This is a genomic window from Georgenia daeguensis, assembly GCF_039537705.1.
Classification (GTDB): Bacteria; Actinomycetota; Actinomycetes; order Actinomycetales; family Actinomycetaceae; genus Georgenia; species Georgenia daeguensis.
In genome coordinates, this window is the sequence record NZ_BAABBA010000004.1 from 83,071 (window position 1) to 95,372 (window position 12,302).

General features: G+C 73.0%; 11 protein-coding genes. 8 read left to right on the forward strand and 3 right to left on the reverse strand.

Features of this window, described 5'->3' with window-relative positions; translation table 11 throughout:
- Positions 1-103: 103 nt before the first annotated feature.
- The 3 genes from ABD774_RS05235 to ABD774_RS05245 all read right to left on the reverse strand — a co-directional run bounded on the left by ABD774_RS05235 (position 104) and on the right by ABD774_RS05245 (position 3,146).
- Positions 104-928, reverse strand: coding sequence for an ABC transporter ATP-binding protein (locus ABD774_RS05235; RefSeq protein ID WP_345038444.1), 825 nt, complete (start codon positions 926-928; stop codon positions 104-106).
- The gene (locus ABD774_RS05240; RefSeq protein WP_345038446.1) at positions 925-1,968 is read right to left on the reverse strand and encodes a putative F420-0 ABC transporter permease subunit; all 1,044 of its coding nucleotides are present in this window, start codon (positions 1,966-1,968) and stop codon (positions 925-927) included. Before ABD774_RS05240 ends, ABD774_RS05235 begins: the two co-directional genes overlap by 4 nt.
- A gap of 122 nt (positions 1,969-2,090) precedes the next feature.
- Complete coding sequence (locus ABD774_RS05245; RefSeq protein ID WP_345038449.1) at positions 2,091-3,146, reverse strand: putative F420-0 ABC transporter substrate-binding protein; 1,056 nt, start codon at positions 3,144-3,146, stop codon at positions 2,091-2,093.
- Between the two features lie 270 nt (positions 3,147-3,416).
- On the opposite strand from ABD774_RS05245, the gene ABD774_RS05250 reads away from it, so the two are divergent.
- From ABD774_RS05250 to ABD774_RS05285, 8 genes are all read left to right on the forward strand, one after another.
- Positions 3,417-4,265 carry a nitrilase-related carbon-nitrogen hydrolase gene (locus ABD774_RS05250; RefSeq protein WP_345038451.1) on the forward strand — a complete coding sequence of 283 codons (849 nt, stop codon included), beginning with the start codon at positions 3,417-3,419 and terminating at the stop codon, positions 4,263-4,265.
- A 19-nt stretch (positions 4,266-4,284) separates the two neighbouring features.
- Positions 4,285-5,703, forward strand: a complete 1,419-nt coding sequence (gene hydA, locus ABD774_RS05255; protein WP_345038453.1) for a dihydropyrimidinase — start codon at positions 4,285-4,287, stop codon at positions 5,701-5,703.
- 48 nt (positions 5,704-5,751) lie between these two features.
- Positions 5,752-6,768 (forward strand): TIGR03842 family LLM class F420-dependent oxidoreductase, encoded by a 1,017-nt coding sequence (locus ABD774_RS05260; RefSeq protein ID WP_345038455.1) that lies wholly within the window; start codon positions 5,752-5,754, stop codon positions 6,766-6,768.
- A complete protein-coding gene (locus tag ABD774_RS05265; protein ID WP_345038457.1) occupies positions 6,765-7,772 on the forward strand; it encodes an ABC transporter permease in 1,008 nt (335 codons plus the stop codon). Before ABD774_RS05260 ends, ABD774_RS05265 begins: the two co-directional genes overlap by 4 nt.
- Complete coding sequence (locus ABD774_RS05270; RefSeq protein WP_425554473.1) at positions 7,769-8,614, forward strand: ABC transporter ATP-binding protein; 846 nt, start codon at positions 7,769-7,771, stop codon at positions 8,612-8,614. The genes ABD774_RS05265 and ABD774_RS05270 overlap by 4 nt, the downstream gene beginning before the upstream one ends.
- Positions 8,611-9,390, forward strand: coding sequence for an ABC transporter permease (locus ABD774_RS05275; RefSeq protein WP_345038460.1), 780 nt, complete (start codon positions 8,611-8,613; stop codon positions 9,388-9,390). Before ABD774_RS05270 ends, ABD774_RS05275 begins: the two co-directional genes overlap by 4 nt.
- 61 nt (positions 9,391-9,451) lie before the next feature.
- Positions 9,452-10,621: an ABC transporter substrate-binding protein gene (locus ABD774_RS05280; RefSeq protein WP_345038461.1), complete on the forward strand. Its 1,170-nt coding sequence runs from the start codon at positions 9,452-9,454 to the stop codon at positions 10,619-10,621.
- A gap of 142 nt (positions 10,622-10,763) precedes the next feature.
- Positions 10,764-12,287, forward strand: a complete 1,524-nt coding sequence (locus ABD774_RS05285; RefSeq protein WP_345038463.1) for a CoA-acylating methylmalonate-semialdehyde dehydrogenase — start codon at positions 10,764-10,766, stop codon at positions 12,285-12,287.
- Positions 12,288-12,302: the final 15 nt, after the last annotated feature.

Below are 12,302 nucleotides of genomic sequence, written 5' to 3' on the forward strand. Positions count from 1 at the left end.
GTCGGCGGGAGGCGGATCGGGCGGCCGTCGTCGCACAATCAAGAATGCGATTTGATACGGGTCCAATTTTTATGAAAAGGACCTCGGCAGGGCATGCCGGCGGTCAGCGACGCCCGGACGACGCGCTCGTCAGCTGGCGCACCGGGTGCTTCGCGTCGTCCCGCTTCAGCTCCAGCAGCAGCAGGTCGTGCCCGCCGGCCCGCACCCGTTCGGCAGCGACGCCGTACACGTCGCTCACCAGCTCCCCGGTGAGCACGTCGCCCGGCGCACCGGCGGCGACCACGGCCCCGCGCGCCATCACGACCACCCGGTCCGCGTGGCGGAGGGCGTGGTTCAGGTCGTGCAGGGCGGCGAGCACGGTGACCCCGTCCCCGGCGAGCTCGCGCGCCAGCGCGAGCACGTGGAGCTGGGCGGCGACGTCGAGGTGGTTGGTGGGCTCGTCGAGCAGGAGCACCTCCGGCTGCTGCGCGAGCGCACGGGCCAGGTGCACGCGCTGCCGCTCGCCGCCGGACAGCGTCGAGAAGTCCCGCTCGGCGAGGTCCCACGCCCCGGCACGTGTCAGCGCCGCACCGGCGATCTCGAGGTCGCTGGCGGAGTCCGCTCCCCACCGCGGGCGGTGCGGCGTGCGGCCGAGCATTACCACGTCGAGAACCTGCCGGGCCACCGGCGCCGAGGAGTCCTGCTCCACGAGCGCCATCCGTCGTGCTCGCTCGCGCCGCGTGAGCCGGCCGAGGTCGGCGCCGTCGAGCATGACGGAGCCCCCGGCCGGCAGCGCCCCGACGAGGACGCGCAGCAGCGTCGACTTCCCGGCGCCGTTCGGGCCCACCACGGCGGTCACGGCCCCCGCGGGGACGTGCAGGTCCACACCGTCGAGGACGGTCACGCCGTCGACGCTCACCTGCACCCCGGCGATCGTCAGGGTGGTCACGAGACGGCCCTGCGGCGCAGGAGGACGGCGAAGACGGGGGCCCCGATCGCCGCCGTGAGGATGCCGACCGGCAGCTCCCGGGGCTCGAAGAGGCTGCGGGCAGCGGTGTCCGCGAGAAGCAGGAACGTGGCGCCGGCGAGGGCGGCGACGGGCAGGAGCCGGTGGTGCCGGTCCCCCACGATCAGCCGCACGGCGTGGGGAACCACGAGCCCGACGAACCCGATCGCGCCGGCCACGGACACGAGCAGCCCGGTCAGGAGCGCCGCCGTCCCGAGCAGCACCCAGCGGGTGCGCGTGACGGCCACGCCGAGCGAGGCGGCCGAGACGTCGCCGAACGTGAAGGCGTCGAGCGCCCGTGCCTGACCGGCGAGGAACGTGCCGACGACGGCGGTCGCCCCGAGCGCGGTGAGCGCCTCGGGCCAGGTCGCCCCGCCGAGGGAGCCCATGAGCCAGGTCAGGATCTCCCGGTAGGAGTCGCCGGTGGAGGACCAGAAGATGACGAAGCTGACGACGGCGGATCCGGCCTGGGCCACCGCCACGCCCGCCAGCACGGTCCGCACGGGGCTCAGCCCGCCGCCCCGGCCGGTCGCCAGCGCGAGCGTGAGCACCAGCGCCGCCATGGCGCCGGCGAAGGCGGCGACGGGCAGCGCGGCGGACAGCCCGAGCACGAGCACCAGCACGGCGCCGACCGACGCCCCGGAGGAGACGCCGAGAAGGTACGGGTCGGCCAGCGGGTTGCGGGTCAGAGCCTGCATGACGCCACCGCACAGGGCCAGCCCGGCCCCGACGGCGGCGGCCGCGACCACGCGGGGCGCCCGCCCCGACCAGATGATGGCGTCCTGGATACCGGTCAGCGGGTTGGCCGGGCACCAGCCGGCTCCCGGCGTCCCGGCCTGGCCGCAGAGGTGGTGCCAGGCGGAGGTCCAGACCTGCGCCGTCGAGATGTCCGCCTGCCCCAGCGTCAGCCCCCAGCCGGCGACGACGACCAGGACGACGGCGAGCACGACCAGCACGAGCGCCAGGGGCGCCCGGGCTCGCACGGCGGGCCGTGGGGCCCCGGGCCCGCGGTCCCTGCCGGGCGCGGGCCGGCGCGCCGGACCTGCCGGGCCGCCGGGCCCGGGCGTCGGGCGGGCCGCGGACCGGATCGCGGGCTGGGTCGCGGTCAGCGTCCCACCTCCAGCTCGGCGAGCTGCGCGGCGAGGTCGGTCACGGCCGGCACGTTGCGCACGCCGGCCTCGGTCGCGGGGAAGGGGACGACCAGGTACCGCTCCTCCTGCACGGCCGGCAGCGCGGCCGTGACGGGGTTCTGCTCCAGTGCCTGCTTCTTGTGCTCGGCCGTGTTCCAGGCGGCGTCGACCAGCACGACGACGTCGGGGTTCGCCTCCGCCACCGCCTCCCAGCCGAGCGAGGTCCAGGTGTCCTGCACACCGGCCGCGACGTTCTCCAGCCCGACGGCGTCCATGATCATCTGCGGCGCCCCGATGCCCGCCCCCACGTAGGGCACGTCCTCGCCGGAGGAGTACCACAGCGCGGTCAGCCCGGCGTCGGAGGGGACGACGGCGTCGAGCTCCGCGCGCTGCGCGGCCACCAGCTCCGCCGCGGCCTCCTCCTCGCCGAGCATGCGCCCGGCCTCGGTGATCTCCTCGAGGACGAGGTCGAACGTGAGCCGCTCCGGACGGTGCTCCGCGGCCTTGCACGCCGAGGGGGAGACGTAGGTGGCGACGCCGAGGTCCTGGTACATCTCCCGTTCGCCGGCGCCATCGGCGGTGAGGTTGGACTCCCACCCCGCGTAGACCAGGTCCGGCTCGAGCTCCAGGACCGCCTCCGTCGCCGGGTTCTTCTCCGCCAGCACGGGCACGTCCGCGGCCGCCGGCGCGAGCTCGGCCGGCACGTCGCCGTCGGCGAACGCGGTGCCCACCAGGCGGTCGCCGGCCCCCAGGGCCAGCACCATCTCGGTCGCGGAGGACTTGATGGTCACGATGCGCTCGGGCGGCGCCTCGAGCGTCGCCTCCACCCCGCAGGAGGACACGGTGAGCGGGAACGTGGCGGTGGAGCCCGGGGCGGCGGAGGACGGCGCCGCCCCCTCCGTGCCCGGGCCGGCGGCGGCCGGGCCGGCCGCGCCCGAGCCGGCGCAGGCGGACAGGAGGGCGCAGACGGCGAGGCCTGCCGCGAGAGGCAGGGTGCGGCGTCGGGAAAGGCGGACGGGAGCAGCGGGCACAGGAGATCTCCGGAACGTCGTCGGACTGGTCGTCGGGCTGGTCGCCGCAGTCACCGCGCTGCGCTCGGCGGACCGTGACCCATGTCCAGGCCAACGCTCAGGGTCAGTGCCGACCCGAGGTCCGCCGTCATCGTAGCCCTTCCCACCTGCACATCTGCGCAATCGCCCCCGGCCGGGCCCGCCGCAGGGCACGATGTCACCTAGCGAGCCCCGGCAGCGCCGCCGGGGGAGGCGAAGGCCGCACCCAGTCAGAACCTGCTGGAGGATTCGATGACCGTTCGGAAGATCGCCCTGACCCAGACGCCGTGGACCGGGGACAAGGAGTCGATGATCGCCCTCCACGAGGACTGGACCCGTCAGGCGGCGGCCCAGGGGGCCGACGCGATCTGCTACCAGGAGCTCTTCTACGGCCCCTACTTCGGCATCACCCAGGACACGAAGTACTACGAGTACGCCGAACCGGTCCCGGGGCCGACGACGGACCGGTTCGCGGCGCTCGCCAAGGAGCTGGGCCTGGTGATCGTGCTCCCGATCTACGAGCAGGACGCGCCGGGCATCTACTACAACACCGCCGTCGTCATCGACGCGGACGGCTCGGTGCTGGGCAGGTACCGCAAGCACCACATCCCGCACCTGCCGAAGTTCCAGGAGAAGTTCTACTTCCGCCCCGGCAACCTCGGCTACCCCGTCTTCGACACCGCGATCGGCAAGGTCGGCGTGTACATCTGCTACGACCGGCACTTCCCCGAGGGCTGGCGCGAGCTGGGCCTCAACGGTGCCGAGATCGTCTTCAACCCCAACGCCACCGCGCCGGGCATCTCCAACCGGAACTGGGAGCTCGAGCAGCCGGCCGCGGCGCTGGCCAACGAGTACTTCATCGCCGCCGCCAACCGGGTCGGCGCCGAGACGAACGAGTACGGCGACGAGGCGGTGACCTTCTACGGCAGCTCCTACGTGGTGGGGCCGGACGGGATGTTCGTCGGGGAGTGGGCCTCGAGCACCGAGGCGGAGATGAAGGTCTGGGAGATCGACACCGACCTCATCAAGGTGGTGCGCGACCGCTGGCAGTTCTACCGCGACCGCCGGCCCGACTCCTACGCCGCCGTGACGGCCCCATGACCGGCAAGGAGCGTACGCCGTGAAGACCCTCGTCACCGGCGGCACCGTGGTCAGCTCCACGGGCCGCTCGCAGGCCGACGTCCTCATCGACGGCGAGACCATCGCCGCCGTCCTGCCCACCGGGTCGACGATCCTCGGCTTCGACGTCGCCGCGAACGTCGACACCGTGATCGACGCGACGGGCAAGTACGTCATCCCGGGCGGGATCGACGCGCACACCCACATGGAGATGCCCTTCGGCGGCACCCAGGCCTCGGACACCTTCGAGACCGGGACGACGGCGGCGGCCTGGGGCGGGACGACGACGATCGTCGACTTCGTGGTCCAGTACCCCGGCCAGGACCCGCTCGAGCAGTACCAGCTCTGGCACGAGAAGGCGGACGGGAACTGCGCCGTCGACTACGGCTTCCACCAGATCCTCTCCGACGTCCAGGACTCCACCCTCACCGCGATGGACGCGCTGCTGAAGGAGGGGGTCACCAGCTTCAAGCTCTTCACCGCCTACAAGGGCGTCTTCCTCTCCGACGACGGCCAGATCCTCAAGGCGATGCAGCGCGCCGCGGACAACGGCGCCATGATCATGGGGCACGCGGAGAACGGCTCGGTCATCGACGTGCTCGTGCAGCAGGCGGTCGCCCGCGGCGACACCGACCCGATCTACCACGGCCTCACCCGGCCGTGGCAGGCCGAGGAGGAGGCCACCCACCGGCTCATCATGCTGGCCGACCTCACGGGCGCGCCGCTGTACATCGTCCACGTCTCGGCCAAGCAGGCGGCCGACCAGATCGCCGCGGCCCGCGCCCGGGGGCAGAACGTGTTCGGCGAGACCTGCCCGCAGTACCTCTACCTCTCGCTCGAGGAGCAGCTCGGGGCGCCGGGCTTCGAGGGCGCCAAGTGGGTGTGCTCGACGCCGCTGCGCTCGCGGGCCGAGGGCCACCAGAACCACATGTGGCACTCACTGCGGACCAACCACCTCCAGGTGGTCTCCACGGACCACTGCCCCTTCTGCATGAAGGACCAGAAGGAGATGGGGATCGGCGACTTCTCCAAGATCCCCAACGGCATCGGCGGGGTGGAGCACCGGCTGGACCTCCTCTACCAGGGCGTGGTGACGGGGGAGATCACCCTCGAGCGGTGGGTGGAGCTGTGCTGCGTCACCCCCGCCCGGATGTTCGGCCTGTACGGCAGGAAGGGTGTCATCGCCCCCGGCGCCGACGGCGACGTCGTCGTCTACGACCCGAACGGCCACACCAGCATCGGGGTCGGCAAGACCCACCACATGAACATGGACTACTCCGCCTACGAGGGCTTCGAGGTCGACGGCCACGTCGACACCGTCATCTCCCGCGGGGAGGTGATCGTCGACGGCGGCCAGTTCCGCGGGCGGGCCGGTCACGGCGAGTACCTCCGCCGCGGACTCACCCAGTACCTCGTCTAGCTCGCCGCACCGGCCCCCGCAGTACCCCGACGTGAGGAGGCGCCACCCATGGACTTCGGTGTCGTGCTGCAGAACAACCCGCCGGCCTCGCGCGTGGTGGACCTCGCCCGCCTCGCCGAGACGCACGGCTTCTCCCACGTGTGGACGTTCGACTCCCACCTGCTCTGGCAGGAACCGTTCGTCGTCTACAGCCAGATCCTGGCCCACACGCGCAAGGTGATCGTCGGGCCGATGGTCACCAACCCCATCACCCGCGACGTGACGGTGACCGCCTCGGCGTTCGCCACGCTCAACGAGATGTTCGGGAACCGGACGGTGTGCGGGATCGGGCGCGGGGACTCGGCGGTCCGCGTGCTCAACGGCCGCCCGGCCACCCTCGCGCAGCTGCGTGACGCGGTGCACGTCATCCGCGAGCTCGCGAACGCCCGGCCGGTGGAGATCAACGGCTCCACCGTGCGCTTCCCGTGGACGCTGACCTCGCGGCTCGAGGTCTGGGTGGCCGGGTACGGGCCCAAGACGCTGGCGCTGACAGGCGACGTCGCCGACGGGTTCATCCTCCAGCTCGCCGACCCCGACGTCACGGCCTGGACCATCCGGGTGGTGCGCGAGGCCGCCGAGAGGGCCGGGCGCGACCCGGACTCCCTGCAGTTCTGCATCGCCGCGCCGATGTACGTCGGCGAGGACCGCGCCCACATGCACGACCAGACCAGGTGGTTCGGCGGCATGGTCGGCAACCACGTCGCCGAGCTCGTCGCCCGGTACGGGGCGGACTCCGAGCTGCCCCGCTCCCTGACCGACTACATCGCCGGCCGCACGGACTACGACTACAACGAGCACGGGCAGGCCGGGAACACCCACACCGACTTCGTGCCCGACGAGGTGATCGAGCGGTTCTGCCTCCTGGGGACGTGGCAGGAGCACGTGGCCCGGCTCAAGGAGCTCTCCGGCCTCGGCGTCACGCAGTTCGCCGGCTACCTCATGCACGACAACAAGGAGGAGACCCTGCGCGAGTACGGCGAGCACGTGATCCCCGCGCTGCGGGAGCACGTGCTGGCGAAGGCATGAACGCCGACGCCGACGCCGGGATGACGGTGAGCGACATGGCGGCCGACGCCGCCGTGCTCGCACCGAGCCTCGGCGCGGCGGGGGAGACCACGGCCGGGGGGCCGGCCGGCCGCCGGGCCGCCCTGCGCGGGCTGCCGGCCTGGGCGCGGGCGCTCGTGTTCGGCGCCGCCGGGGTGGTGGTCCTGGCGGCCCTGTGGGAGCTGTACAAGTTCCTCGGGCCGCAGGACGGCGTCAGCGTGGGGGACAACCGCGTGCTGCCCCGCACCACGGACCTCGCCATGCCGCACGTGTGGGAGATGCTCGCCGAGCTCGGGCAGCCGCTCAGCTCCGCCACCGACGCACCGGTGCTGTGGGTGGCGGTCCTCCGGGCGAGCGCGGCCAGCGCGCTGATCGCCCTGGTGGGGTGGGTGACCGGGGTCGTCGTCGGGATGCTGCTGGCGCTGGCGATGCTCCGGGTGCGCATCGTCGAGTCCGCCGTCCTGCCGCTCGTCATCCTCAGCCAGACCGTCCCCCTCATCGCCCTGGCACCGCTCGTGAGCAACTGGGGGAACCGGATCCGCGTCGGGCCCTGGGAGTGGCAGGAGTGGACGTCCGTCGCGGTGATCGCCGCCTACCTGGCGTTCTTCCCCGTCGCCGTCGGGGCGCTGCGCGGGCTGCAGTCCCCGGACGCCATCCACCGCGAGCTCATGCGCTCCTACGGGGCGGGCTGGTGGCAGACCCTCCTGCGCCTGCGCCTGCCGGCCAGCGTGCCCTACCTCCTGCCCGCCCTGCGCCTCGCCGGGGCGAACGCCGTGGTCGGCACGGTCGTCGGCGAGGTGTCCACCGGCCTGCCCGGCGGCGTGGGGCGGATGATCATCGAGTTCGCCAACTTCGCCTCCAGCGCCCCGGCCCGGCCCTGGGCCCCGCTCCTGGGCGCCGTCCTGCTCGGCCTGCTCACCGCGGGCCTGGTGGCTCTGATCGGCACGGCGCTGCACCGGTTCCGGCGCACGGAGGTGGCGGGGTGAGCCGCCCGGCCGCCGGCGGCGCGGCTGTGGGTGCGCCCCGCGGCGCAGCCGTCGAGATCACGTCGGTCGGCCGGGTCTTCGGGACCGGGCGAGACGCCGTCAGAGCCCTCGAGGACATCGACCTCACCGTGGCCGACGGCGAGTTCGTCTCGCTCATCGGCCCCTCCGGGTGCGGCAAGAGCACGCTGCTGCGGCTCGTCGCGGACCTGGACCGGCCCACCTCCGGGCAGATCACCGTCTTCGGCCGCAGCGCCGAGCAGGCCCGGCTCGCCCACGACTACGGCATCGCGTTCCAGCAGGCCGGCCTGCTGCCCTGGCGCACGGTCCGTGGGAACGTCGAGCTGCCGCTGTCCCTGCACGGGGCCGGCCGGGCCGCGCGGGCGCGGCGGGCCGACGAGCTGCTCGCGATGGTCGGCCTGACCGAGTTCGCCGACAGCTTCCCTGACCAGCTCTCCGGCGGCATGCAGCAGCGCGTGGCCATCGCCCGGGCGCTCGCGGAGGAGCCCAGCCTGCTGCTCATGGACGAGCCCTTCGGGGCGCTCGACGAGATGACGCGCGAACGGCTCCAGACCGAGCTCGTGCGCATCTGCGCCGAGACCCGCGCCGCCGTCGTCTTCGTGACCCACTCGATCCCGGAGGCGGTGTACCTCTCCGACCGCGTGGTGGTCATGTCCCCGCGGCCGGGGCGCATCCAGGACGTCGTGACCATCGGGCTCCAGCGCCGGCCCGGGGAGTCGGAGCAGCTGCGCGAGGAGGACGCCTACTTCGACGCGGTCCGCCGGGTGCGCGAGGCGCTCCACGCCGGCAGCGGGGTCCCCTCGCGCGGGGTGGAGAACCGGTGAACGCCCGGGCGGACCTCGCGCGGCTGGCCGCCCCGGTCGTGCTCGCCCTGGTGCTGCTCGGGCTCTGGCAGGCGGTGGTCGTCGTGGCCGGCGTCCCGGCCTTCCTCCTCCCCAGCCCCTCGCACATCGGCAGCGAGGTCGTCGCCATGTGGCCGACCATCTCCGGCGCGATGGTCGCCACCGGCTTCAACGCCTTCGTCGGCCTCGCGGTCGGCGCGGCCGGCGGGGTGCTCGGCGCCGTCGTCGCCGCCGCGCTGCCCGTGGCCCGGCAGATGGTCTCCCCGCTGGTGGCCGGCCTCGCCGTCGTCCCGATCGTCGCGCTGGCCCCCGTGCTCTACACGATGCTCGGCGCGGACTCCGAGATGGCACGGCGCGTGGTCTGCGGCATCACCGCGTTCGTCCCGGTGTTCATCACCACCCTGCGCGGCCTCCAGCAGGTCCGTCCGGTCCATCGCGACCTCATGCGCGTCTACGCCGCCACGTCCCTGCAGGCCGCCCGGGCCGTGACCGTCCCGACCGCGCTGCCCTTCGTGTTCACCGGCCTGCGGCTCGCCTCCTCCCTCGCGGTCATCGCCGCCATCGTCGCGGAGTACTTCGGCGGCCCCCGCACCGGCATCGGCTCCTTCATCACCACCGCCGCCGCCGGCAGCAACTACGCCCGTGCCTGGGCCTTCGTGGTCGGGGGCATCGTCCTCGGCCTGGTCTTCTACGCCGTCTCCCTGGGGCTCGAGAGCCTCGTGCGACGGCGCACCGCACCCGGTCGGGGCGCCGCATGAGCGCCACGACGGGCGCCACCGCCCCACCGCACGTCGTCCGCCCACGCAGGAGGAAGACCTCATGAGCATCACGCGAAACCTCACCGCCCGGACCCGCTCCGCCGCGGCGCTCGCCGCGGCCGGCGCCCTCACCCTGGCCGCCTGCTCGACCACGGAGCCGGAAGCTCCCGGCGCCGGAGGCGGGGGGACGGGCGGCGACGGCGAGCTCACGCCGGTGACCCTCCAGCTCCAGTGGCTCACGCAGGGCCAGTTCGCCGGCTACTACGCGGCGCTCGACCAGGGCTACTACGAGGACGCCGGGCTCGACGTCGAGATCGTCCAGGGCGGCGGCGACGTCGTGCCGCAGGACGCCCTCGCCGGCGGCCAGGCCGACTACGCGATCGCCTGGGTCCCCAAGGTGCTCGGCTCGATCGAGCAGGGCGCGGAGATCACCAACGTGGCCCAGATCTTCGAGCGCTCCGGCACGCTGCAGATCGCCTTCGCCGACTCCGGCATCCAGAACGTGGGCGACCTCGAGGGCAAGAAGGTGGGCAGCTGGGGGTTCGGCAACGAGTGGGAGCTCTTCGCCGGCCTGAACAAGGCCGGGGTGACCAACTTCGAGCTCGTCACGCAGGCCTTCGACATGAACGCCTTCCTCGCCGGCGACATCGACGCCGCGCAGGCCATGACCTACAACGAGTGGGCCCAGGTGCTCGAGGCGGAGAACCCCGAGACGGGCGAGCTGTACCAGCCGGAGGACTTCAACGTCATCGACTGGAACGACGTCGGCACCGCCATGCTGCAGGACGCGATCTGGGCCGACGCCAGGCGACTGGCGGACGACGACGCGTACGCCGACACCACGGTCGCCTTCCTCAAGGCGTCCATCCAGGGCTGGGTCTTCGCCCGCGACAACCCGGAGGAGGCCGCCACGATCGTGACGGAGGCCGGCTCGACCCTCGGCAAGAGCCACCAGCTCTGGATGGTCAACGAGACCAACAAGCTCATCTGGCCGTCCACCTCCGGCGGCATCGGCATGATCGACCAGGCGGCGTGGGACGCCACCGTCGAGATGGCCATGCAGACCTCCAACGAGACCGGCGCGACGATCATCACCGAGGAACCCCCGGCGACCGCGTACACCGACGAGTACGTCGAGCAGGCCCTCACGGAGCTCAAGGACGAGGGCGTGGACGTCGTCGGCGAGGGCTTCGAGCCCATCGAGGTCGAGCTCCAGCCGGGAGGGAACTGAGGGCGGAGGACCTGAGCGTGCGACGAAGCGCCGCCCGGCGGCGGGCCCCGAAACCCCTTCCGGTCCGCCGCTCGAGAGGGCAGGCTCATCACCAACGGCCGGCGCCCCGGCGGCGCCGACGCGTCTCGACGAGGAGAGCACCATGACCACCGCCCCGACCACGACCTCGCCCACCACCGCCACGGTGGCCCACTGGGTCGACGGCAGGCCGTACCCCGGCACGTCCACCCGCTCGGGGGAGGTGTTCGACCCCGCCACCGGCGAGGTCGCCCGCCGCGTCGCCCACGCCTCGGCCGACGACGTCGAGGCGGCCGTCGCCTCGGCCAGGGCCGCGTTCCCCGCCTGGCGCGCCGCCTCGCTGGCGCGCCGCACCCAGGTCCTGTTCGCCTTCCGTGAGCTCCTCGCCGCGCGGCGGGAGGAGCTGGCGGCGATCCTCACCGCCGAGCACGGCAAGGTGCTCTCCGACGCCCTCGGCGAGGTCGCGCGCGGCCTGGAGGTCGTGGAGTTCGCCTGCGGCATCGCGCACCTGCTCAAGGGCTCGACGTCGGAGAACGTCTCCACCGGCGTCGACGTCTCCTCCGTCCGGCAGCCGCTGGGGCCGGTGGCGATCATCTCGCCGTTCAACTTCCCGGCCATGGTCCCGATGTGGTTCTTCCCGATCGCGATCGCCGCCGGGAACACCGTCGTCCTCAAGCCCTCGGAGAAGGACCCCTCCGCCTCGCTGTGGATGGCCGAGCGCCTCGCCGAGGCCGGCCTGCCCGCCGGGGTCTTCAACGTCGTGCAGGGCGAGAAGACCGCCGTCGACGCCCTCCTGACCCACCCCGACATCAAGGCCGTCTCCTTCGTCGGCTCCACCCCCGTCGCCCGGTACGTCTACGAGACCGCCACCTCCCACGGCAAGCGCGTCCAGGCGCTCGGCGGCGCGAAGAACCACATGGTCGTCCTGCCCGACGCCGACCTCGACCTGGCGGCGGACGCGGCCGTCAACGCGGGGTACGGCTCGGCGGGGGAGCGGTGCATGGCGATCTCGGCGCTCGTCGTGGTCGAGCCCGTGGCCGACGAGCTCGTCGCGAAGATCGCCGAGCGCACGGGCTCCCTGAGGGTCGGTGACGGCCGGCGCGGCTGCGACATGGGGCCGCTCATCACCCGCGCGCACCGCGACCGCGTGGCCGGCTACATCGACGCGGGCCGCGAGGCCGGCGCCGAGGTCGTGGTGGACGGCCGGGGCGTGGAGCCGGACGGCGCCGCGGAGGGGTTCTGGCTCGGGCCCACGCTGCTGGACCGGGTGACGCCGGGGATGAGCGTGTACACCGACGAGATCTTCGGTCCCGTCCTCTCCGTGGTCCGCGTCGGCAGCTACGAGGAGGCGCTGGAGATCATCAACGCCAACCCGTACGGCAACGGCACCGCGATCTTCACCAACGACGGCGGGGCCGCCCGCCGGTTCGGCAGCGAGGTCGAGGTGGGCATGGTCGGGATCAACGTGCCGATCCCCGTGCCGGTGGGCTACCACTCCTTCGGCGGCTGGAAGAACTCCCTGTTCGGGGACACCCACGCCTACGGCCCCGACGGCGTCCACTTCTTCACCCGGACCAAGGCCATCACCACCCGGTGGCTGGACCCCAGCCACGGCGGCATCAACCTCGGCTTCCCCCAGCACTCCTGAGACGAAGGAACGCAC

Coding starts and splice junctions, on each gene's coding strand:
- ABD774_RS05285 (WP_345038463.1), top strand. CDS start 10,764: ATGACCACCGCCCCGACCACGACCTCGCCCACCACCGCCACGGTGGCC.
- ABD774_RS05260 (WP_345038455.1), top strand. CDS start 5,752: ATGGACTTCGGTGTCGTGCTGCAGAACAACCCGCCGGCCTCGCGCGTG.
- ABD774_RS05250 (WP_345038451.1), top strand. CDS start 3,417: ATGACCGTTCGGAAGATCGCCCTGACCCAGACGCCGTGGACCGGGGAC.
- ABD774_RS05265 (WP_345038457.1), top strand. CDS start 6,765: ATGAACGCCGACGCCGACGCCGGGATGACGGTGAGCGACATGGCGGCC.
- ABD774_RS05280 (WP_345038461.1), top strand. CDS start 9,452: ATGAGCATCACGCGAAACCTCACCGCCCGGACCCGCTCCGCCGCGGCG.